Below are 21,257 nucleotides of genomic sequence, written 5' to 3' on the forward strand. Positions count from 1 at the left end.
GTGGAGCAGTCTAGGGCGGGCCGTGGGCCCGGCATTTGCGATTTATCTAGGGATGACGCCGATGTCATTTCGCTACGACTGCAACAGCGGCCGAAGGGCTTGACTCGGCCGTGGGGAGTGCGCTATAGTAGCCGGCTTTCCGTTTGCTCAGGAAAAGACAATAAGGCAGAGTCCGCGAGTTGTACGAGCGGAACCACCATTTGAGCGATTTAATAAGTTTTATATTTAGGAAGTCAACATGAAAACTTTTTCCGCTAAGGGACATGAAGTCCAGCGCGATTGGTTCGTGGTTGACGCGACGGATCTGATCCTCGGACGTGTTGCCAGCGAAGTGGCACTCCGGTTGCGCGGCAAACACAAACCCGAATTCACTCCTCACGTCGACACCGGCGATTTCATCGTCGTGATCAACGCAGGCAAACTGCGCGTGACCGGTACCAAGGCAACCGAGAAGACGTACTACCGTCACTCCGGCTACCCAGGTGGTATCTACGAAACCAACTTCAAGAAAATGCAAGAGCGTTTTCCTGGTCGCGCGCTTGAAAAAGCGGTCAAGGGCATGCTGCCTAAGGGCCCGCTTGGCTACGCCATGATCAAGAAGCTCAAAGTGTACGCGGAAGGTTCCCACCCGCATGCTGCCCAGCAACCTACGGCACTCGTGCTGTTCAAGTAAGGAGCTGACATGATCGGTAACTACAATTACGGCACCGGCCGTCGCAAGAGTGCAGTCGCTCGCGTCTTCATCAAAGTTGGCACTGGCCAAATCATCGTTAACGGCAAACCAGCCGCTGACTACTTCTCGCGCGAAACGGGCCTGATGGTCATCCGTCAACCGCTGGAACTGACCGGCAATGTCGAGCGTTTCGACATCAAGGTCAACGTTCACGGTGGTGGCGAGTCCGGCCAGGCTGGCGCGGTTCGTCACGGCATCACCCGTGCACTGATCGACTACGACGCATCGTTGAAGGGCGACCTGGCACGTGCCGGTTTCGTTACCCGCGATGCACGTGAAGTCGAGCGTAAAAAAGTTGGTCTGCGCAAAGCACGTCGCGCAAAGCAATTCTCGAAGCGTTAATTCGCCTCCAGCGCGCACTCCGGTGCGCCGCCTTCAAAAAAGCCGTCAACTGCGAAGTTGGCGGCTTTTTTGTTTCCTGCCACCCCAACCGGGGTCAGAGCTCTGACTTGCAATTTTTTGCCGCATTTCATGAAATTTCTGACAACGGCGGTACTTCCGGCCAAATTCGTGGCAATTGCATCGGTTTGGCGGCATTTTTACCGAGTCGATGCGGATCTGTTTCGTACGTCGCAATAATCTTGAACAATCTTGCAAGTCAGAGCTCTGACCCCGGTTTAACAAGAGCTCTGACCCCGGTTTAACAATCTTGCAAGTCAGAGCTCTGACCCCGGTTTTGGGTAAGGTTTGCGTTTTGCAGTGCTGCGCAGCGATTTGCTTGCGCTGTTAGAATCACCATCTTTCGGGCTTGGCCCGTCATTTACTTTCAAGGAATACATATGATCAAAGTTGGCATCGTCGGCGGTACGGGTTACACGGGCGTGGAATTGTTGCGACTGCTGTCGGTCCACCCTGATGTGGAGCTGACCGCGATTACTTCGCGTAAGGAAGATGGCTTGCCGGTCGCCGATATGTTTCCTTCGCTGCGCGGCAAGGTGGACCTGGCGTTTTCGGCACCGGACAAGGTCGACCTGACCAAGTGCGACGTGGTCTTCTTCGCCACCCCGCACGGCGTGGCCATGGCCCAGGCCCCGGCCCTGCTGGCCGCCGGCGTCAAGGTGATCGACCTGGCCGCCGACTTCCGCCTGAAAAACCAGGAGACCTTCGAGCAGTGGTACAAAATCCCGCATACCTGCCCGGAATTGCTGGAAGAGGCCGTCTACGGCTTGCCGGAACTGAACCGCGAAGCCGTCAAGAACGCGCGCCTGATCGCTAATCCAGGTTGCTATCCGACCACGATGCAGCTGGGCTTCGTGCCGCTGCTCAAGGCCAATCTGATCGACGCCAGCGCCCTGATCGCGGACGCCAAGTCGGGCGTGTCCGGCGCCGGCCGCAAGGCCGAGATCGCTACCCTGTTCTCGGAGTCGAGCGATAATTTCAAGGCCTACGGCGTGTCCGGCCATCGTCACACCCCGGAAACCGTGGCCCAGCTGCAGCGTTTCACCGGCCTGCCCGTCAACCTGATCTTCACGCCGCACCTGGTGCCGATGATTCGCGGCATGCATTCGACCCTGTACGCGCGCTTGACGACCGAGATCAGCAACGAAGCGCTGCAGGAGTTGTTCGAGACGACCTACAAGGACGCCGCCTTCGTCGACGTCATGCCGTTCGGCTCGCACCCGGAAACCCGTTCAACGCGCGGTTCGAACATGCTGCGCCTGGCGCTGCATCGTCCGAACAACGGCAATACCGTGGTGATCCTGGTGGTCCAGGATAACCTGGTCAAGGGCGCCTCCGGCCAGGCGGTCCAGTGCATGAACCTGATGTTCGGCCTGGAAGAAACCCTGGGCCTGCAACAGGTCGCGCTGCTGCCGTAAGGCGTCACCGGCACAGGCGGCAAGCGTCGACGCGCTCGATGCTTGCCGCCCGCCCGCCAACTTAAGCTTTAATTAAGCTTTCCATTTAGTTAAGCAGTCTCTATGATGGGTGTATTTATCCATCATAGAAAGATTGACATGACCTTCGGCCGTTCCCTGTTGTCCGCCCTCGTGCTCGGCATATTTGCCGCCCCCGTGTTCGCCGCTTCCCCTTCCTATTCCGTCACGATGGTCGACACCGGCGCCTGGGATAGCTGGCACCTGATCGACAATGCCGGCACTTTGTACGGCTCGTCCATGGGCTTTTCGGCGTCGTATTCGAATGGCAACGTCAATGTGATGCATCTGAGCGACAGTCCGGCGCCCAGCGGCGCGGTGCTGGCCATCAGCAAGGCCGGCCATATCGCCAGCTATGAATACTGGACCACGGCACGCGATTACCCGGACGCCGACGGCTACCTGACCTTCAACGGCACGACCACCCGGCTCGGCGCGCTCGGCAGCTATTACACCAGCCTGACCACCTTCGCCTACGGCGTCAACGACGCCGGCACGGTCGTGGGCGAATCGCGCACGAATATCCGGCTTCCCGGCGGCGAGCCGGGCTATCCCCGCTTCGAGAACCACGCATTTATTTACACTAACGGCACGATGCGCGACCTGGGCACCCTGGGCGGCACCGCCAGCAGCGCCGCGGCCATCAATAACGGCGGCACGATCGTGGGCACCGCCCAAAACGCCAGCCGCGACAATCGCGCCTTCATTTACCAGAACGGCCGCATGAGCGACCTGGGCACGTTCGGCGGCAGCAGCAGCCTGGCGAACGACATCAATGATGCCGGCCTGGTCATCGGCCAGTCCACGCGCGACCAATCCGGCTATGTGACATCGGCCTTTGTGTATGCGAATGGCGCGATGACCGATCTGGGCTGGGGCGCGCAACGCAGCTCGAATGCCGTCGATATCAATGAACTTGGCCAGATCGTCGGCTACGGCGCCGACGCGAGCGGCCAGCAACGCGGCTTCATTTACCAGAACGGCCAGTTGCTGCAACTCGACACGGCCGTCGACCCGCTCGACAACTGGATCATCAAGACCACCTACAGCATCAACGACAATGGTCTGATCCTGGCCGACGCGTGCAAGCTGGGCGTGTGTGGCACCGTGGTGCTGAGCCCGGTTCCGGAGCCGGAAACCTACGCCATGATGCTCGCCGGCCTCGGTTTGCTCGGGTTTTGCGCGCGCCGCCGCGCCCGTGCCGCCCGCGCCGCCTGATCCGCGCAAGGTGCAGGAATTCACCAGGCTGCCGTAGAGCCAGCGGGCGGGCGGGGCAGCGCTTGGCGGCAGCTTCCCCGCGCGTGCGCGCCTGTGGCGCCGGAAACTTAAATTTCAACCAATGTTTACTTTTAGTTATCTTAACATCTATGATGAATGGTATTCATCCCGCACAGAAAGAAGCTCATGACATGTGGCCGCTCCCTGCTGTCCGCCCTGCTGTTGGGCATCTTCGCCGCTCCCGCGTTCGCGGCAGCCCCGTCCTACTCGGTCAAGGCGGTCAATACCGGCGGCCAGTACGATTCCTGGCGCCTGATCGACAATGCCGGCACCTTGTATGGCCAGGCCATGGGGCGTTCGGCCTATCATTCCGGAGGAACGACGCATGTGCTGGACATGCCCACCATGCACGAGTATCCCAATGCCCGGGTCAGCGCCATCAGCAATGCCGGCCACATGGCGACGACCGAGATGTGGGATTCGTCCATGCTGGACGGGCCTGTCAAGGCCTATCTGACCGTGAACGGGGCGAACACGCATCTTAAGCCGCTCAGTGACGGATTCGGGCTGCCGACCGCCTGGGCCAACGGCGTCAACAACGCCGGCACGGTGGTGGGCAGTTCGAAGACCGATGTGCGGGTTCCCGGGGGCGACCCGTACAATCCGCGTTTCGCGTCTCACGCCTTTGCGTACAGCGACGGCGTCACAAAAGACCTGGGCACCTTGGGCGGGGTGCACAGCGGCGCGACCGCGATCAACAACGCCGGGACCATCGTCGGCTATGCCCACAATACGTCATGGCGCGAGCGCGCTTTCATTTACCAGAACGGCCGGATGACCGACCTCGGCGCGTTCGAAGGCGGCTCCAGCGCGGCGACCGACATCAATGACAGCGGCCAGATCATTGGCCAGTCCGCCCATACCTGGGACACGAGCGTGCAGTCGGCCTTTTTGTACGTGGATGGCGTCATGACCGACCTGGGCTGGTCGGCGGGCAAGTCGTCCAAGGCGGTCGATATCAACAACCTGGGCCAGGTGATCGGCTACGGCGCCGACGCCAAAGGCCTGCAACATGGCTTCATCTACCAGAACGGCCAGCTGCTGCAGCTCGACGCGGCGCTCGATCCGCTCGCCGGCTGGAGCATCCGATCCACCTACAGCATCAACGACCATGGCCAGATCCTGGCCGATGCGTGCCAGCTCGGCGTGTGCGGCACGGTGCTGCTCAGTCCGGTGCCGGAGCCGGAACGCTACGCCATGATGCTGGCCGGACTCGGTTTGCTCGGTGTTTGCGCGCGCCGCCGCAAGCAGCGCAAGGCAGGCGCTTGAATTTCGGCCGAATGGCCGCATTGTAGGTACACTGGTGCAGCAGCCCCGGCCCGCGCCGGGGTGTTGCATTTGACGGTCGCCGGCAGTGGTCGCTGAGCGTGACTCGTCCCAACAGTCTATAATGACTGATATCCGTTCCCCTGTAGGAGTTCCAAATGAATGCAGTTGCTGAAATGCCAGAAGTGATGCCGGCCCCGATCGTGTTTACCGATAGCGCCGCGCAAAAGGTTGCACAGCTGATCGAGGAAGAGGGCAATCCCGACCTCAAGTTGCGCGTCTTCGTGCAGGGCGGCGGCTGCTCGGGCTTCCAGTATGGCTTCACCTTCGACGAAATCGTCAATGAAGATGACACCACCATGGTCAAAAACGGCGTGCAACTGCTGATCGATTCGATGAGCTACCAGTATCTGGTCGGCGCCGAAATCGACTACAAGGACGACCTCGAAGGCGCCCAGTTCGTCATCAAGAATCCAACCGCCACCTCGACCTGCGGCTGCGGTTCGTCGTTCTCGGTCTAAGCTGCGCTAGCGCAGGCAGCCGTCGCGGCCGCCTGCCGTCTTACGCAGGATAAAGGGCGCCCAGGATCCTGGGTCCCTTCGCCCCCGTCACCTGGGGCAGATTGCCCGTTTCGCGCCGTGTGAAGCGGTAGCCCAGCCACGCGAACGCCAGCGCTTCGACGTGATTCGGGGCGACGCCCAGGGCGTCGCTTGTTTCCACCTTGGTCTTGCCGCCCAGCGCTTGCGCCAGTTCGCGCAGCAGCGCGCCGTTGTACGCTCCGCCGCCGCACACATATACCGCTTCGACCTCGCTGGCCTGCTGATGGATGGCGCGCGCGATCGTCACTGCCGTCAGCGCGGTCAGGGTCGCCTGCACGTCTTCAGGCGGCATCGATGGCGCCTGCGCCAGGCCGTGCGCCAGCCAGTCGGCGTGGAACAGGTCGCGCCCGGTGCTTTTCGGCGCCGCCAGGCGAAAATACGGTTCGTCGAGCAAAATGCCGAGCAGGGTCGGATCGACTCGTCCGCTGGCCGCCCAGGCGCCGCCGGCGTCGTAGGCCTTGCCTTGGTGCAGGCCGATCCAGTGATCCATCAGCACATTGCCGGGACCGGTATCGAAGCCGCTGACCGAGCCGTCGGCATGCAGCACGCTGATGTTGGCGATGCCGCCGATATTGATCACCACGCGGACCTGGCCGGGCTGGCCGAAGCAGGCCTGGTGGAAAGCCGGCACCAGCGGCGCGCCCTGGCCGCCGGCGGCCACGTCGCGCGCGCGGAAGTCGGCGATGACGTCGATCCCGGTCAGTTCGGCCAGCAGGGCGGGGTGGTTGATCTGGCGCGTGTAGCCGAGCTCGGGCCGGTGACGCACCGTTTGCCCGTGCGCGGCCAGTGCCCGCACCGGGCCGGGCGCGGCCGGCAGCAGGGCCGCCACGCATTCGGCGTAGCAGCCGGCCAGGTGCGCGGCGGCCAGCGCTTCGCGGGCGATTTCATTGTCGCCGCTGCCTTGCAGGGCCATCAGGTCGGCGCGCAGGGCGTCGGGGAAGGGCACGAAGGCCGCTTCCAGGGTGCGGATGGCGCCGCCGGCAAAATCGGCCAGCACGCCATCGACGCCATCCATGCTGGTCCCGGACATCATGCCGATGTAGAGGGTCGAATCCGTGCTCATGTCTGTTCCGATCTGAAAATTGCAGGCGAAAAAAAGGGCAGGAGCCGGTCATCCGGTTCCTGCCCTCGTATGGTACGCGCTGAAGCGTTAGCGCGCCATGTTCGATGCCGTGGTCGGACGCAGCAGCGCGAAGCGGTGCGACATGTCGCCCGCGGCGATCTGGAAGCGGGCGCGTTCGGCCGGGGTCATTGGCGCTTGCGCCAGGACCTTGATCGACATCGGATCGACGGCTTCGTTGTTGACGCGGAATTCGTAGTGCAGGTGGGCGCCGGTCGACCAGCCGGTCGAGCCGACATAGCCGATCACATCACCCTGGCTGACCTTGCTACCCTTGCGGATGCCCGGCGCGAAACGGCTCATGTGGGCGTAGGCGGTGGTGTAGTTGGCCCAGTGCTTGATGCTGACCAGGTTGCCGTAGCCGCCCTGCACGCCGGCGAAGTCGATCACGCCGTCGCCGGACGCGCGGATCGGCGTGCCGTTGGCAGCGGCGAAGTCGACGCCTTTGTGGGCTTTCCAGGAGCCGGAAATCGGATGCGAGCGCATCGAGAAGCCGGAGGAAATACGGGAAAATTCGAGGGGGGATTTGAGGAAGGCTTTTTTGAGGGCTTTGCCGTCGAAGGTGTAGTAGCCACCTTGCTTGCTGATCGGGTCTTCGTACCAGACGGACTGGTAAGTCACGCCGCGGTTGACGAATTCGCCTGCCAGGATGCGCCCGGCGCGTACCATTTCGCCGTCTTGCCAGAAGGTTTCGTAGACCACGTTGAAGCGGTCGCCGCGTTTCAGGTCGGAACGGAAGTCGATACTGGTGGAGAACATTTCGATGATCTGGGCGACGATCGCGTCGGGCAGCTTGCCGCCGTCGGTGGTGGCGTCGGTCGCCGAGTAGAGCGAGTTGTTGATTTCGCGGGCCCGCATTTCAACCCGGCGTTCCAGCTTCGCTGGTGCTTCCTCGGCGGCGAACTTGTCGCCGCTGCGGGTGATCGAAATCTGTTTGACCGGGGTGTCGCGACCGTCGGCGACGGTGGCGCGCAACCATTGCAGTTCGCCATTTTCATCGGTCTGCGCCTGGACCCGCTTGCCGGTCTTGAGTTGCATCACGGCTTTGGCGACTTTATCGGACTTGATGAATTCGACTGCTGCGGCATCGTCCACACCCAGACGCGTGAGCAGGGCGGCGAGCGTATCGCCCGGACGCACCTTCTCTTCGTGGATGAATTGCTGGTCGTCTTTCTGCAGCGCAGCGATCTGGTCGGCCAGGTTCGGCAGTTCCAGATTTTGTGCGATCGATTTGACCGGCAGGTCGGACGCATCGGGGGCCAGGGGCGCTACGCCCGCGGCACCGAATGCGCACACTGCGAGAAAGACCGCGCCAGCGCTGACGATGCGCTGCTTTCGCGTTGTTCCTAGCAGGCCGGTCAAGCGTTTGCCTGTGAATTTGTTTGTAGGGTCCATGCAATCAGTTAAAATTTGCCGCTTGAACATTCGCGTTGAGCACTGAACTATTTCTTGTTATTGTTTTGTTTAGTTTTCATTGGGCAAGATTAATCGGATCGAGCAGTATATCAAACTTTTGAAGCTTCCCAACAATTTCGACACTTTGCTACAGATTTATTACAAAGCACCTATGACAACATCTGCCACCTCCAAGCCTGCCGCCCCTGCGCAAGGGTCACCTGTACTGCCGCTGACGGACACCGTGCTGGAAGCGCTGGCCATCACCAAGCGCGGCGTCGACGAGCTGCTGATCGAGAGCGAATTCGCCCAAAAGCTGGCCCGCTCCGAGAAATCCGGCACGCCGCTGCGCATCAAGCTCGGCCTCGACCCGACCGCCCCCGACCTGCATCTGGGCCACACCGTGGTGCTGAACAAGATGCGCCAGCTGCAAGACCTCGGCCACCAGGTCATCTTCTTGATCGGCGACTTTACCTCGATGATCGGCGATCCGTCGGGCCGCAACGTCACGCGCCCGCCGCTCACTAAAGAGCAGATCGAAGAAAACGCGATGACCTACTTCAAGCAGGCTTCGCTGGTGCTGGACCCGTCGCGCACGGAAATTCGCTACAACTCCGAGTGGTGCGATCCGCTCGGCGCGCGCGGCATGATCCAGCTGTCTTCGCGTTACACCGTTGCCCGCATGATGGAACGGGACGACTTCACCAAGCGTTTCAAGAGTGGGACACCAATATCGATCCACGAGTTCCTTTATCCTTTGATGCAGGGGTACGATTCGGTCGCCTTGAAGGCCGATCTGGAGCTGGGCGGTACCGACCAGAAATTCAATTTGCTGGTCGGCCGCGAGCTGCAGAAGGATTACGGCCAGGAACAGCAGTGCATCCTGACCATGCCGCTGCTCGAAGGGCTCGACGGTGTGGACAAGATGTCCAAGTCGAAGAACAACTATATCGGTATCACCGAACCGGCCAACACCATGTTCGCCAAGCTGATGAGCATTTCGGACGTGATGATGTGGCGTTACTTCGAGCTGCTGTCCTTCCGTTCGATGGCCGATATCGCCGCCCTCAAGGCGGAAATCGACGGCGGGCGCAATCCGCGCGATGCTAAAGTGGCTCTGGGGCAAGAAATCGTCACGCGTTTCCACTCGGCCGCAGCCGCGGAAAGCGCGCTGGCCGACTTCGTCAACCGTTCCGCAGGAGGCATTCCCGATGATGCGCCTGAAATGACGGTCGATGGCGCGCCAATGGGCATTGCCCACTTGCTCAAGAAAACCGGCCTGTGTGCGTCGACCTCGGAAGCGATGCGTATGGTTGAGCAGGGCGGGGTGCGCATCGACAGCGCCGTGGTCAGCGACAAGACCTTGAAAATCGAAGCCGGCAGCTTCGTGCTGCAAGTTGGCCGCCGCAAGTTCGCCCGCGTGACCTTCAAGGCATGATCGCGCTGCTGCAACGGGTCAGCCACGCCAGCGTGGTGGTCGATGGCGCCACCATCGGCGCCATCGAGGCTGGTTTACTGGTCTTGCTGTGCGCCGAAAAGGGCGACAGCGAGAAGGAAGGCGACGCCCTGCTGACCAAATTGCTCGGCTACCGCGTGTTTGGCGACGAAGCCGGCAAGATGAACCGCAGCGTGCTTGATACCAACGGCGGTCTGTTGCTGGTGCCCCAGTTCACTCTGGCGGCGGACACCAAATCGGGCACGCGGCCGTCGTTCACCCCGGCTGCCAGCCCGCAGGATGGCTTGCGCCTGTTCGACCATGTGGTGCGCCAGGCCCGCGCCCGCCATGCTACGGTCGAGACCGGCCAGTTCGGTGCCGACATGAAAGTGTCGCTGACGAATGACGGACCGGTCACTTTTTGGCTGCAAGTGCACCCAAAATGAAACCAAGCGGGCCGTTTGTGGTCAATATCATCAGTACAGGAGGTTGCGATGAGACTCTGGAGTGATTCCTTTACCGATGGCGGCCTGATTCCCGCCGCGTGCGCCTTTGCCGCGATCGACCCAGGCGCGCACACCTGCCTGTCCACCAACCGCAACCCGCACCTGGCCTGGGACGATGTGCCCAGCGGCACCCAGTCGCTGATCCTGTTTTGCTACGATATCGACGCGCCCACGGTCGGCACCAATGTCAACAAGGAAGGCGTGGTCGTGGCGGAAGAGTTGCCGCGCGCCGATTTCTATCACTGGACCCTGGTCGATATTCCCGTCGCCATGCGCTCGGTTACCGAAGGCAAGTTCTCGGAAGGGGTCACGCCGCACGGCAAACCGGGGCCGCTGGTGCCGTTCACCATCAAGAACGGCACCGAACATCAGTTGCGCCAGGGCGTGAACGATTACACCAGCTGGTTCGTGAGCGATCCGGACATGGCGGGCGAGTATTACGGCTACGATGGCCCATGTCCACCGTGGAACGACCTGCGCGTGCATACGTATATATTCTGCATCTACGCGCTCGACATTCCGCGCCTGGCGCTCGAAGGGCGCTTTACCGGGCCGGAAGCACGCCTGGCCATTCGCGGCCACATCCTCGACGAGGCGCAGATGGTGGGCGTGTATTCGCTCAATCCCGAACTCGCCGCCACCCTGGTTCCTTAAAGAACGCAACCTTTTCAGTCCGGGCACGGCGTGCCCGGCTTACCCATGCCCCCGACCACTATCATTCTGATCCGCCACGGCGAAACCGCCTGGAACGCCGAACGCCGCCTCCAGGGCCATATCGACATCGCCCTCAACGACGAGGGCCTGCGCCAGGCCGCAGCCACGGCCGGCGCCCTGGCAAGCGAGCGGATCGACGTGATCGTGTCGAGCGACCTGCAACGCGCCGCCGCGACCGCCGACGCCGTGGCCCGCACGCGCGCCATGCCGGTGCAACGCGATCCCTTGCTGCGCGAACGCTGCTTCGGCGGCTTCGAAGGCTTGCTGTACAGCGAGATCGAACAGCGCTTTCCGGTCGAGTTCGCCGCCTGGCAGGCACGCGAAATCGATGCGCCGATGCCGTCCGGCGCCCGGGTGGCCGAAACGTTCCGCCAGTTTTACCAGCGCGCCGTCGCGGCCATCGTCCACTGGGGCGACGCGCATCCCGGCCAGACCCTGGCCCTGGTGGCCCACGGCGGCGTGCTCGAATGCGCCTACCGCGCCGCCCTCGGCCTGTCGCTGGAAACGCCACGCGACTTTCCGGTGCTCAACGCCAGCATCAACCGCTTCCGCGTGGACGGCGGCAAGCTGAGCCTGGTCGGCTGGGGCGAGGTCGGCCACCTGCAAGCGAAGGTGCTGGACGAGCTCAGCTGAGACGCGGGAACCCTGCCCGATCCGGTTTTTGTGGTGCGGCGGTGCTGTCAAATGAAAAATAGTGCTTATTAATTGAGCAGCACTTCGGGTAAAATAGAGGGTTCCCGCAAACTCTGAGCGTCCCGCCCGTGCAAATTGGTCCTTACTTGCTGCGCAATAATGTTTTCGTTGCACCCATGGCGGGCGTGACGGATCGTCCTTTCCGACAACTGTGCAAACAGCTGGGCGCCGGCTATGCGGTGTCCGAAATGGCCGCCTCGAACCCGCGCCTGTGGGCCACCGAAAAGAGTTCGCGCCGCACCGACCACGAAGGCGAAATGGAGCCGAAAGCGGTCCAGATCGCCGGCGCCGATCCGCAAGACCTGGCCGACTGCGCCAAATTCAATGTCGACCGTGGCGCCCAGATCATCGATATCAATATGGGTTGCCCGGTCAAGAAGGTGTGCAACAGCTGGTGCGGCTCGGCCTTGCTGCAGCACGAAGACCTGGTCGAACAGATTTTGGTCGCCGTGGTGCGCGCGGTCGACGTGCCGGTGACATTGAAGTTTCGCACCGGCTGGAACCGCGAAAACAAGAACGCCCTGCGCATCGCCCGCATCGCCGAACAGGCCGGCATCCAGATGCTGACCCTGCACGGCCGCACCCGCGCCGACGGCTACAGCGGCGACGCCGAGTACGACACCATTGCCGCCGTCAAGGCGCAGGTAGCCATTCCGGTGGTCGCCAACGGCGACATCACCACGCCCGAAAAGGCCAAACACGTGCTGGCCGTCACCGGGGCCGACGCGATCATGATCGGGCGCGCGGCGCAAGGCCGGCCATGGATCTGCCGCGAAGTCGACCATTACCTGCGTACCGGCCTGCACCTGCCGGCCCCGGCCGTGGAAGAAGTGCGCGCGCTGATGAACGAACACTTGCAGGCGCACTATGCTTTCTATGGCGAGTTTTTGGGCGTGCGCACGGCGCGCAAGCATATCGGCTGGTATGTACGCGACCTGATCGGCGGCGAAGAATTCCGCCAGCAAATGAACCTGCTCGAATCGACCGATGCGCAGTTGCGCGCCGTCGATGCATTTTTTGAAACCCAACACATTCATGGCGAACGGTTACAATACCGGCCCGCGGGCGTTGCTCAAGTAGCATTGGCAGCCTGACACGGCACTCAGCTAGCAAGACGACATACCGGAACGACCGCTGCCTGCAGAGCCGCGGCGAAACATTTAATCCGCAGAAAAGCACCAACATCATATGAGCAAAGAAAGTATCCAGGAAGTTGTCCAGAAGAGTCTTGAAGAGTATTTCAACGACCTGGGCGAGCAGCAGGCATCGAACATCTACGACATGGTGGTCCTCACCGTCGAAAAGCCGATTCTCGAAGTCGTCATGACGCGAGCGGAAGGCAACCAGTCGCACGCGGCCCAGATGCTGGGCATCAACCGTAATACCTTGCGGAAGAAATTGCAGGAACACGGATTGCTGTAATTAGTCATTAGCACACACTGAGTGGCCGTGCTATCGAGCGCGAGCCCATCGCGCCCGAGGGGTGCGCCAGTGCAAATACCGAATACTCCACAACCAGGCCACTCACCATGATCAAACAAGCTCTCATTTCCGTCTCCGACAAGACCGGCGTGCTCGACTTTGCACGCGCCTTGTCCGCGCTCGGCGTCGGCATCCTGTCCACCGGCGGTACCGCCAAGCTGCTGGCCGACAACGGCGTGGCCGTCACGGAAGTGGCGGACTACACGGGCTTTCCCGAAATGCTCGATGGCCGGGTCAAGACCCTGCACCCGAAAGTCCATGGCGGCATCCTGGCGCGCCGCGATTTTCCGGAGCATGTCGCCAAGCTGAGCGAACATGACATTCCGACCATCGACATGGTGGTGGTCAACCTGTATCCGTTCCAGGCGACCGTGGCCAAGGATGACTGCTCGCTGGAAGACGCGATCGAAAACATCGACATCGGCGGCCCGACCATGCTGCGCTCGGCTGCCAAGAACCACAAGGATGTGATCGTCATCTGCGATCCGAGCGATTACGCGCAGGTGCTGGCCGAGGTCACCGCAGGTGTTGTGCCGTACGACACCAAGTTCCGCCTGGCGAAGAAAGTGTTCGCTCACACCGCGCAATACGACGGCGCCATCACCAACTACCTGACCAGCCTGGGTGAAGACAAGGCGCACGCCACGCGCGCGGCCTATCCACAGACGCTGAACATGACGTTCGAAAAAGTGCAGGACATGCGCTACGGCGAAAACCCGCACCAGTCGGCCGCGTTCTACCGCGACCTGGCGCCGGCCGCCGGTTCCTTGTCCGCCTACAAGCAATTGCAGGGCAAGGAACTGTCGTACAACAATATCGCCGACGCCGATGCGGCGTGGGAATGCGTCAAGTCGCTGGGCGGCCTGGGCCAGCCGGCCGGCTGCGTGATCGTCAAGCATGCCAATCCATGCGGCGTGGCCATCGGCACCGATGCGCTGGACGCGTACAGCCGCGCCTTGCAGACCGACCCGACTTCGGCTTTTGGAGGCATCATCGCCCTGAACGTCGAGCTCGACGGCAAGACCGCCGAAGCGATCGCCAAGCTGTTCGTGGAAGTGCTGATCGCGCCATCGTTCACTCTTGAGGCGCGCGCCATCATGGCGGCCAAGCACAACGTGCGCCTGCTGGAAATTGAACTCGGTGCGTCCAACAACCCGTTCGACGTCAAGCGCGTCGGCGGCGGCCTGCTGGTGCAGTCGCCGGACGCCAAGAATGTCGGCCTGGAAGAATTGCGCGTGGTCACCAAGAAGCAGCCGACCCAGCAGCAACTGCAAGACATGATGTTCGCCTGGCGCGTGGCCAAGTTCGTGAAATCGAACGCGATTGTCTTCTGCGCCAACGGCATGACCCTGGGCGTGGGCGCCGGCCAGATGAGCCGCATCGACTCGGCCCGCATCGCGTCGATCAAGGCCCAGAACGCCGGCCTGACCCTGGCCGGTTCGGCCGTGGCGTCGGATGCCTTCTTCCCGTTCCGCGACGGCCTCGACGTGGTGGTGGATGCGGGCGCGACCTGCGTGATCCATCCGGGCGGTTCGATGCGCGACCAGGAAGTGATCGACGCCGCCGACGAGCGCGGCGTGGTGATGCTGTACACCGGCGCGCGCCATTTCCGTCATTAATGTCGACGGGGCGCGCAAGTTTGGTATACCGAAGTTTCTCCGGCGGTATACCATTCGTCCATGATTATTCTTGGCATTGACCCGGGCCTGCGCACCACAGGCTTCGGGCTTATCGAAAAGCAGGGCAACAAGCTGCGCTACATCGCGTCCGGCACCATCAAGACGGTGTCGGAAGGCGAGCTCCCGGGCCGTCTCAAGATCATCCTCAATGGGATCGCCGAGATCGTCCGCACCTACCAGCCCGATTGCGCGGCGGTGGAAAAAGTCTTCGTCAACGTCAATCCCCAATCGACCTTGCTGCTCGGGCAAGCACGCGGCGCCGCCATTACCGCGCTGGTCGGCGCCGACCTGTCGGTGGCCGAGTACACCGCCTTGCAGGTCAAGCAGGCCGTCACCGGCCACGGCAAGGCGGCCAAGGAACAGGTGCAGGAAATGGTGGCGCGCCTGCTGGTGCTGCCCGGCCTGCCCGGGACCGATGCCGCCGATGCGCTCGGCGTGGCCATCTGCCATGCCAACAGTGTCGACGCGCTGGCGCTGCTCGGCGCGCTGGCGCCTTCGCTTTCCGGCCTGCGCATGAAGCGCGGCCGTCTCGTTTAACCTCGCTTGAAGGTCCCCCCATGATCGGACGTATTTCCGGAATTTTGCTCGAAAAAAATCCGCCGCAGTTGCTGGTCGATTGCAACGGCGTCGGCTATGAAATCGATGTGCCGATGAGTACCTATTACGACTTGCCGGCGCTCGGCGCGCAGGTCACCCTGTTCACGCACCAGGCGATCCGCGAGGATGCGCACCTGCTGTTTGGCTTCGGCAATGCGGCCGAGCGCGCCGTGTTCCGCCAGTTGATCAAGATCACTGGCGTGGGGGCGCGCACGGCGCTGTCGATCCTGTCCGGCATGACGGTCAACGACCTGGCGCAGGCCGTGACCTTGCAGGAAGCGGGGCGCCTGGTGAAGGTGCCCGGCATCGGCAAGAAGACGGCGGAACGTTTGCTGCTGGAACTGAAAGGCAAGCTCGGCGCCGACCTCGGCTCGGTGGGCGGCGTGGTGCAGCACGATGCGCAATCCGACATTTTGAATGCGCTGCTGGCCTTGGGGTATTCTGACAAGGAAGCCACGGCCGCGCTGCGCAATATGCCGGCCGGCAGCACCGTTTCGGACGGCATCAAGTTCGCGCTCAAGGCGCTGTCCAAAGGCTGAGTTTCAGCTGCGCTAACATTTACCCTAAGGTTCATTCATGAGTATCCAGACCGACGACTTCAGCGAGCAGCGCATCATTGCGCCCACGCCCGCGTCGCCCAACGAAGAGGCGATCGAACGCGCGCTGCGGCCCAAGCAGCTCGACGAATACGTCGGCCAGGAGAAGATTCGCGGCCAGCTCGAGATTTTCATCTCGGCCGCGCGCAAGCGGCGCGAAGCGCTCGACCACACCTTGCTGTTCGGGCCGCCGGGGCTGGGCAAGACCACCCTGGCGCACATCATCGCGCGCGAAATGGGCGTGAACCTGCGCCAGACCTCCGGCCCGGTGCTGGAGCGCCCGGGCGACCTGGCGGCGATATTGACCAATCTCGAAGCGAACGACGTGCTGTTCATCGACGAGATCCACCGCCTGTCGCCGGTGGTGGAAGAGATCCTGTATCCGGCGCTGGAAGACTACCAGATCGACATCATGATCGGCGAAGGGCCGGCGGCGCGGTCGGTCAAGCTCGATTTGCAGCCGTTTACGCTGGTGGGGGCGACCACGCGCGCCGGCATGCTGACCAATCCGCTGCGCGACCGCTTCGGCATCGTGGCGCGGCTGGAGTTCTATAACACGGCGGAACTGACGCGCATCGTCACGCGCAGCGCGTCCTTGCTCAATGCGCCGATCGTCGAAGAAGGCGCGCGCGAAATCGCCCTGCGCGCGCGCGGCACGCCGCGTATCGCCAACCGCCTGCTGCGGCGCGTGCGCGATTACGCCGAGGTCAAGGGTACCGGCGAAATCACCAAGCCCATGGCCGATGCCGCGCTGGTCATGCTGGACGTCGACTCGGTCGGTTTCGACGTCATGGACCGCAAACTCCTTGAAGCGGTGCTGTTCAAGTTCGGCGGCGGCCCGGTCGGCATCGGCAACCTGGCGGCGGCCATCGGCGAAGAGAGCGATACGATCGAAGACGTGCTCGAACCCTATCTGATCCAGCAGGGCTATTTGCAGCGCACCCCGCGCGGGCGGATCGCCACGCCGCTGGCCTACCAGCACTTCGGCCTGGCCGCGCCGCGCACCAGCCCGACGGGCGACTTGTGGGATAACCTGGCGCCCTGAGTCAGCGGCGTTGGTCGCGCGGGTTGCGTGGCGGGATGTAGAGGAGTTCTTCTTCCTGGCGCCGTTTGCGGCGATCCCGCCACCAGTCCCAGCAATCTTTGGCGTCGACGCAGTTCGATACCGCATCGCAGGCATTGCAGGGGGAGAGCTGGTCGCACGAACGGTCGCAGGGGAGGTCGCAGGGCAGGTCGCAATCGCCGTTCTGCCTGGGCTTGACCAGCAAGGGCCGTGGTGGAGGCGGGCGATAGCGGCGATAGGCGACGCCGCATTTGCGCAGGCGTCCGCGCAGCACCGCCATGCCATCCCACACGCCATAGCGGCGGATGGCGCGCGCGCCGAAGGCGGAGCAGCTGGCGTTGCCCGTGTAGGCGCAGTAGGCGCAGCAAAACCCCTTGTAGGGCGACAGATGGCGCTGGTAGAAACCGATCGCCGAGAGCGCGAGTGTTTTCATCATGGTGGGCTTGTCGCCATCGCTGGGCGCGGCGCCTGTTTTGACTTCAGGAAATATTGTTTTTCAGGAGTATGATCTTGCGATCCTTCCAGAACAAGCAGGTATTTACGAGGATTATCTACCGTAAACTAGGAGAGAAGACGCATGCATGCATCGATTCAGGGGACATCGGACGTGCCCCAGCGGCAGATTCGCGCCGTGTACGACGACGCCACCATCCGCGTCTACCAGGCGTATTCGAACGAAGTTGCCGATGCCGCCCTTGCGAGGGGAACCTTCGTGTCGCCGCCATTCAAGATGGAGCGCATGACCTGGATCAAGCCATCGTTTCTGTGGATGATGTACCGCGCCGGATGGGGCTTCAAGGATGCCGGCCAGCGCCGCATCCTGGCGATTGATATCAGCCGGGAAGGGTTCGCCTGGGCGCTGGAGCACGGCTGCCTGAGTCACGCGGAAGGCGATGTCGACGCTGCCGCCGGGTTCAATAAGGATCTGTTTCCGGTGCGCATACAGTGGGACCCGGAACGCGACCTGCATCTGCACAAGCTGCCGCACCGCTCGATTCAGATTGGGCTGAGCAAGGAAGCGGTGAAGCTGTACGTGACGCAGTGGATACGCGGCATCACCGACGTCACGCCGCTGGCGCACGAGATTCATGCGCTGGTGCAAGCGGGGCGGCTGGAGGAGGCGCGCGCCAGGCTGCCGGTGGAACGGGTGTATCGATCGTGAACGGCGCCCGACAGCTTGGGCTGACGCACACTGAAAAGGAAACGGTTTGGACATCCTGAAGCTGGTGCTGCTCTTCTTCGTGACCGCGCTGGCGGAAATCGTCGGCTGTTACCTGCCGTGGCTGGTGCTCAAGCAAGGCAAGAGCGCGTGGCTGCTGATTCCGGCGGCCCTGTCGCTGGCCCTGTTCGCGTGGCTGCTCACGCTGCATCCGGCGGCGGCGGGACGCACCTACGCGGCTTACGGTGGGGCGTACATTTGCGTGGCCCTGCTGTGGTTGCGGTTTGTCGATGGTGTGGCGCTGAGCCGTTTCGATGTCGCCGGAGCCGCGCTGGCGCTGGCGGGGATGGCGATGATTGCCTTGCAGCCGTCGCAGTAGGAGCATCGTTGCGGCAAGCGCATTTGCCCGGCCCATATTTGAGAAAAATTGCCGCGCCAACGCGCCAACAAAGCCGATCAAAAAATACAACTGACGTCGTCGAAACCACGCAATATTCTTCAGCTGCGCTTGCGCGCAGTGTCGTCACTTAAGTGAATTCACATCCTCAAATGATATGAATTACACCGAACCGCACGATGCAGTTCTTCGGATCGGCGCCAAACTAACGTAACCCATGTTCAGAGCACATTTTGCTCACGACCTTGTCCTGCGATGGCGTCATGGTCCCTGAGCGGAGTTTTCGGATCCGCGTGCGCTCCACCCTGTACGTGGTCGAAGTGACTATACCCCTGTGCTCATCGATCGCCTCTACCACCCCGGGCCTGCCCGGACTTGGGTAAATGCAGGCACTGCTGCTGATCGTACCGATTTCTTTAACGTCATTGGTACGAAGCTTGAAATACCTGATCGTACGCTGGTGCGCGCCCTCGCCATATCCGATACCGGCGACACCAGCCGGCCAACCGTATTGGTTTGGAAGAAGAATGACTGGCGCTATCCCATCCATGGCCTCGAGCTTGATGAGGAGCTTGTTTCTGTGGACGGCAAAAACAAACTGACCCGACCCCCGATCATCCGCGCTGTACAAGCTGACTTGAAACCCCAGGTTCTCGACAAGAAGAGGTTTGGTGTCGATCAAAGGCAATATCCAGTCGGTGGCTGCCCGTGCCGGCATCAGCGTTGCCGCCCCGGCAAGGAAAACGACGGTCAGGTGCGACGTTATCTTATCCATCCTCATGATATTACTGGCCTGGCGGCGGATTTTTCCGGTCCCGCGTCAGGAATTTTTTCCACGCCGAGAGTTCGAAGAACATGCCGAGCAGCGCGAAACCGGCTGCGTATTCTATCGATGGCATATAGAAATACAGTGCGACGGCCAGCGCGAAGCAGACTGTTGCCGTGAGATGCGGTTTTTTCATGACAGCCAATTCCAAGCGTTGCGGACTGCGGAGTATGCTCCGCAAATTACGCTGGATCAAGGCTGCTCATCGGCTGTGCCGGCGCCCGCTGGCATGCGTGGTCAGTCAAGCTTGGATAAGCATTGCACTTTCTTGTCTAGTAGACTTAGTGAAGTGGCATGCCATCTTCTGCGCGCTTGCGCCAGCGCGCCGGCCGATACCCCGGATCGCGCCTGGCCGGCCACACAAACGAGGTGAACATGAACACCGACACGCACAGCAGCGATAACATCACGCCCAGCGCGGCCGGTTCCGGATACCGGTAGATCATGGCGCCGCCCGCAAACAGCTGGAACAGCACAATCAGCACCGCCAGCCTGCGCCGCCAGGCCGAGCGCAGCGTACGAGAGCCGCTCACCGCAAAGAAAAAGTAACCGCCGGCGAACGCCAGAATACCCGCAAGCATCAACGGCAAGGTCGCGCCGCCGGCAAACGGATGCAGCTGCGCCGGCGGCAGCAAGGTGATCGAGGTGGCCAACAAGGCAGCCAGGCCCGCCAGGAAGGCGAGCGCCTGTAAAAGTAACATCCGGACTCCGTATGATGCAACGGACCAGTGTCCGGCAAGGTTTACAGAAAAATTGCATGATCATTATCAAACTTGTCGGAAGATAACACATGTTTCGATGTGGTGCCAACGCGCCGCCAAGGCGAGGCGCCAAGGCGAAGCGCTATACTGCGCGCACCCGCTGCCAACCCGTCAAGAAAGAACTGAAGATGATGCAAATCTGGGTCGATGCCGATGCCTGTCCGGTCGTGATCAAAGACATCCTGTACCGCGTGGCCGAGCGCCTGCAACTGAACGTGACCCTGGTCGCCAACCAGCTCATGCGGGTGCCGCCGTCGCGCTTCGTGCGCGCGGTGCAGGTGCCGTCCGGGGCCGATGTGGCCGATGCCGAAATCGTGCGCCTGCTCAACCCGGGCGACCTGGTGGTGACCGGCGACATTCCGCTGGCCGCCGACGTGCTGCTCAAGGGCGGCTTCGCGCTCAATCCGCGCGGCGAGTTCTACACCAACGACAACATCGCCCAGATGCTCACCATGCGCAAATTCATGGATGAATTGCGCGGCAGCGGCGTCGACACCGGCGGCCCGGCACCTTTCGGCCAGGCCGACCGCCAGAACTTCGCCAACCAGCTTGACCGCCATCTGGCGCGCTATGCCAAACGAGCCTGAGGAGGTGTAGGATGAGGCTTCGGCGTCGATTTCGGCGACGGCATTGCGCGCCATCCCACCCAGCTCTATGACATCCTGTTCGTGCTCGCGTGGGACGACCTGCTGCTGGCGCTGCGCGCGCGCTGGCGCGACAAGCCGGGCCTGATGTTCAAGCTGTTCTTGTCCGGCTACCTGGCCTGGCGCCTCGCCATCGACGCCATCAAGCCGCTGCGCTACGATTACGGCGCGGGCATGGGCGGCGTGCAGCTGGTGTGCCTGGCCGCGCTGCTCTGTTATCTGCCCTTGCTCGCCAGGCAGCTCGGCGTGCCGGCGCCACTGAAAGCGATCGAACCATGAGCCGGAAAACCCGTCGCTACCTGTTTTACGATACCACCACCTCGGTGTGTTCGAGCTGCCTGCATCCGGTCGAGGCCAAGATCATCTTCAAGGGCAGCGATGTCTTCATGGACAAGTGGTGCAGCGCGCACGGCGCCGAACGCGTAGGCGGTGCCGCTGAC

At 62.1% G+C, this 21,257-nt stretch carries 26 protein-coding genes and 3 pseudogenes; 22 read left to right on the forward strand and 7 right to left on the reverse strand.

Annotated elements, in window-relative coordinates; translation table 11 throughout:
• Positions 1-238: 238 nt before the first annotated feature.
• Positions 239-673, forward strand: a complete 435-nt coding sequence (gene rplM, locus F2P45_RS02710; protein ID WP_054266289.1) for a 50S ribosomal protein L13 — start codon at positions 239-241, stop codon at positions 671-673.
• Positions 674-682: 9 nt separating this feature from the next.
• Positions 683-1,075 (forward strand): 30S ribosomal protein S9, encoded by a 393-nt coding sequence (rpsI, locus tag F2P45_RS02715; RefSeq protein WP_054266290.1) that lies wholly within the window; start codon positions 683-685, stop codon positions 1,073-1,075.
• Here rpsI and F2P45_RS36715 read toward each other — a convergent pair.
• A complete protein-coding gene (locus F2P45_RS36715; protein ID WP_267877331.1) occupies positions 1,072-1,206 on the reverse strand; it encodes a hypothetical protein in 135 nt (44 codons plus the stop codon). The genes rpsI and F2P45_RS36715 overlap by 4 nt on opposite strands.
• Positions 1,207-1,512: 306 nt before the next feature.
• Here F2P45_RS36715 and argC point away from each other — a divergent pair, with 306 nt between their 5' ends.
• The 5 genes and pseudogenes from argC to erpA all read left to right on the forward strand — a co-directional run bounded on the left by argC (position 1,513) and on the right by erpA (position 5,672).
• Complete coding sequence (gene argC / locus F2P45_RS02720) at positions 1,513-2,550, forward strand: N-acetyl-gamma-glutamyl-phosphate reductase (RefSeq protein WP_166870311.1); 1,038 nt, start codon at positions 1,513-1,515, stop codon at positions 2,548-2,550.
• A gap of 339 nt (positions 2,551-2,889) precedes the next feature.
• A pseudogene (locus F2P45_RS37440) lies at positions 2,890-3,600 on the forward strand (DUF3466 family protein); the annotation flags it as partial.
• Positions 3,601-3,717: 117 nt separating this feature from the next.
• A pseudogene (locus tag F2P45_RS37445) lies at positions 3,718-3,825 on the forward strand (FxDxF family PEP-CTERM protein); the annotation flags it as partial.
• A gap of 186 nt (positions 3,826-4,011) precedes the next feature.
• Positions 4,012-5,154 carry a DUF3466 family protein gene (locus F2P45_RS02730; protein WP_166870315.1) on the forward strand — a complete coding sequence of 381 codons (1,143 nt, stop codon included), beginning with the start codon at positions 4,012-4,014 and terminating at the stop codon, positions 5,152-5,154.
• A 155-nt stretch (positions 5,155-5,309) separates the two neighbouring features.
• Complete coding sequence (gene erpA, locus F2P45_RS02735) at positions 5,310-5,672, forward strand: iron-sulfur cluster insertion protein ErpA (protein WP_054266294.1); 363 nt, start codon at positions 5,310-5,312, stop codon at positions 5,670-5,672.
• 40 nt (positions 5,673-5,712) lie between these two features.
• On the opposite strand, the gene F2P45_RS02740 is transcribed toward erpA, so the two are convergent.
• Positions 5,713-6,813, reverse strand: coding sequence for an anhydro-N-acetylmuramic acid kinase (locus tag F2P45_RS02740; RefSeq protein ID WP_166870317.1), 1,101 nt, complete (start codon positions 6,811-6,813; stop codon positions 5,713-5,715).
• A gap of 87 nt (positions 6,814-6,900) precedes the next feature.
• Positions 6,901-8,265 carry a M23 family metallopeptidase gene (locus tag F2P45_RS02745; RefSeq protein ID WP_166870319.1) on the reverse strand — a complete coding sequence of 455 codons (1,365 nt, stop codon included), beginning with the start codon at positions 8,263-8,265 and terminating at the stop codon, positions 6,901-6,903.
• A 172-nt stretch (positions 8,266-8,437) separates the two neighbouring features.
• Here F2P45_RS02745 and tyrS point away from each other — a divergent pair, with 172 nt between their 5' ends.
• The 10 genes from tyrS (at position 8,438) to ruvB (ending at position 17,012) form a co-directional block, all read left to right on the forward strand.
• On the forward strand, positions 8,438-9,703 hold the full coding sequence (tyrS, locus tag F2P45_RS02750; RefSeq protein ID WP_166870321.1) for a tyrosine--tRNA ligase: 1,266 nt from the start codon (positions 8,438-8,440) through the stop codon (positions 9,701-9,703).
• A complete protein-coding gene (dtd, locus tag F2P45_RS02755; RefSeq protein ID WP_166870323.1) occupies positions 9,700-10,146 on the forward strand; it encodes a D-aminoacyl-tRNA deacylase in 447 nt (148 codons plus the stop codon). The genes tyrS and dtd overlap by 4 nt, the downstream gene beginning before the upstream one ends.
• 48 nt (positions 10,147-10,194) lie before the next feature.
• Entirely contained in the window at positions 10,195-10,860 is a 666-nt protein-coding gene (locus tag F2P45_RS02760; RefSeq protein ID WP_166870325.1) for a YbhB/YbcL family Raf kinase inhibitor-like protein, read from the forward strand.
• Between the two features lie 45 nt (positions 10,861-10,905).
• Positions 10,906-11,553: a histidine phosphatase family protein gene (locus F2P45_RS02765; protein ID WP_166870327.1), complete on the forward strand. Its 648-nt coding sequence runs from the start codon at positions 10,906-10,908 to the stop codon at positions 11,551-11,553.
• Between the two features lie 128 nt (positions 11,554-11,681).
• A complete protein-coding gene (gene dusB, locus F2P45_RS02770; protein ID WP_166870329.1) occupies positions 11,682-12,707 on the forward strand; it encodes a tRNA dihydrouridine synthase DusB in 1,026 nt (341 codons plus the stop codon).
• Positions 12,708-12,801: 94 nt separating this feature from the next.
• On the forward strand, positions 12,802-13,035 hold the full coding sequence (locus tag F2P45_RS02775) for a helix-turn-helix domain-containing protein (protein WP_054266301.1): 234 nt from the start codon (positions 12,802-12,804) through the stop codon (positions 13,033-13,035).
• A gap of 107 nt (positions 13,036-13,142) precedes the next feature.
• Complete coding sequence (purH, locus tag F2P45_RS02780; protein WP_166870331.1) at positions 13,143-14,714, forward strand: bifunctional phosphoribosylaminoimidazolecarboxamide formyltransferase/IMP cyclohydrolase; 1,572 nt, start codon at positions 13,143-13,145, stop codon at positions 14,712-14,714.
• A 60-nt stretch (positions 14,715-14,774) separates the two neighbouring features.
• A complete protein-coding gene (ruvC, locus tag F2P45_RS02785) occupies positions 14,775-15,311 on the forward strand; it encodes a crossover junction endodeoxyribonuclease RuvC (RefSeq protein ID WP_166870333.1) in 537 nt (178 codons plus the stop codon).
• Between the two features lie 20 nt (positions 15,312-15,331).
• Positions 15,332-15,910, forward strand: coding sequence for a Holliday junction branch migration protein RuvA (ruvA, locus tag F2P45_RS02790; protein ID WP_166870335.1), 579 nt, complete (start codon positions 15,332-15,334; stop codon positions 15,908-15,910).
• Between the two features lie 37 nt (positions 15,911-15,947).
• Positions 15,948-17,012 (forward strand): Holliday junction branch migration DNA helicase RuvB, encoded by a 1,065-nt coding sequence (gene ruvB, locus F2P45_RS02795; RefSeq protein ID WP_166870337.1) that lies wholly within the window; start codon positions 15,948-15,950, stop codon positions 17,010-17,012.
• Position 17,013: 1 nt separating this feature from the next.
• On the opposite strand, the gene yidD is transcribed toward ruvB, so the two are convergent.
• A complete protein-coding gene (gene yidD / locus F2P45_RS02800) occupies positions 17,014-17,466 on the reverse strand; it encodes a membrane protein insertion efficiency factor YidD (RefSeq protein ID WP_166870339.1) in 453 nt (150 codons plus the stop codon).
• 141 nt (positions 17,467-17,607) lie between these two features.
• On the opposite strand from yidD, the gene F2P45_RS02805 reads away from it, so the two are divergent.
• Together F2P45_RS02805 and F2P45_RS02810 are read left to right on the forward strand one after the other, a co-directional pair.
• Positions 17,608-18,192 (forward strand): DUF4291 domain-containing protein, encoded by a 585-nt coding sequence (locus tag F2P45_RS02805; RefSeq protein ID WP_166870341.1) that lies wholly within the window; start codon positions 17,608-17,610, stop codon positions 18,190-18,192.
• A 46-nt stretch (positions 18,193-18,238) separates the two neighbouring features.
• Positions 18,239-18,568, forward strand: coding sequence for a YnfA family protein (locus F2P45_RS02810; protein WP_166870343.1), 330 nt, complete (start codon positions 18,239-18,241; stop codon positions 18,566-18,568).
• A gap of 223 nt (positions 18,569-18,791) precedes the next feature.
• On the opposite strand, the gene F2P45_RS02815 is transcribed toward F2P45_RS02810, so the two are convergent.
• The 3 genes from F2P45_RS02815 to F2P45_RS02825 all read right to left on the reverse strand — a co-directional run bounded on the left by F2P45_RS02815 (position 18,792) and on the right by F2P45_RS02825 (position 20,113).
• A complete protein-coding gene (locus tag F2P45_RS02815; RefSeq protein WP_166870345.1) occupies positions 18,792-19,367 on the reverse strand; it encodes a hypothetical protein in 576 nt (191 codons plus the stop codon).
• Between the two features lie 4 nt (positions 19,368-19,371).
• The gene (locus F2P45_RS02820) at positions 19,372-19,548 is read right to left on the reverse strand and encodes a hypothetical protein (RefSeq protein ID WP_166870347.1); all 177 of its coding nucleotides are present in this window, start codon (positions 19,546-19,548) and stop codon (positions 19,372-19,374) included.
• Positions 19,549-19,693: 145 nt separating this feature from the next.
• Positions 19,694-20,113 carry a hypothetical protein gene (locus F2P45_RS02825; protein WP_166870349.1) on the reverse strand — a complete coding sequence of 140 codons (420 nt, stop codon included), beginning with the start codon at positions 20,111-20,113 and terminating at the stop codon, positions 19,694-19,696.
• 191 nt (positions 20,114-20,304) lie between these two features.
• On the opposite strand from F2P45_RS02825, the gene F2P45_RS02830 reads away from it, so the two are divergent.
• The 3 genes and pseudogenes from F2P45_RS02830 to F2P45_RS37450 all read left to right on the forward strand — a co-directional run.
• Positions 20,305-20,760: a YaiI/YqxD family protein gene (locus F2P45_RS02830; protein WP_166870687.1), complete on the forward strand. Its 456-nt coding sequence runs from the start codon at positions 20,305-20,307 to the stop codon at positions 20,758-20,760.
• Positions 20,761-20,802: 42 nt separating this feature from the next.
• Positions 20,803-21,096: a prolipoprotein diacylglyceryl transferase family protein gene (locus F2P45_RS02835; protein ID WP_370663207.1), complete on the forward strand. Its 294-nt coding sequence runs from the start codon at positions 20,803-20,805 to the stop codon at positions 21,094-21,096.
• Positions 21,093-21,227 (forward strand): annotated as a pseudogene (locus F2P45_RS37450) (hypothetical protein); the annotation flags it as partial. The gene F2P45_RS02835 and the pseudogene F2P45_RS37450, both read left to right, overlap by 4 nt.
• Positions 21,228-21,257 lie beyond the last annotated feature (30 nt).

This window comes from Massilia mucilaginosa, from assembly GCF_011682145.1.
GTDB lineage: Bacteria > Pseudomonadota > Gammaproteobacteria > Burkholderiales > Burkholderiaceae_D > Telluria_A > Telluria_A mucilaginosa.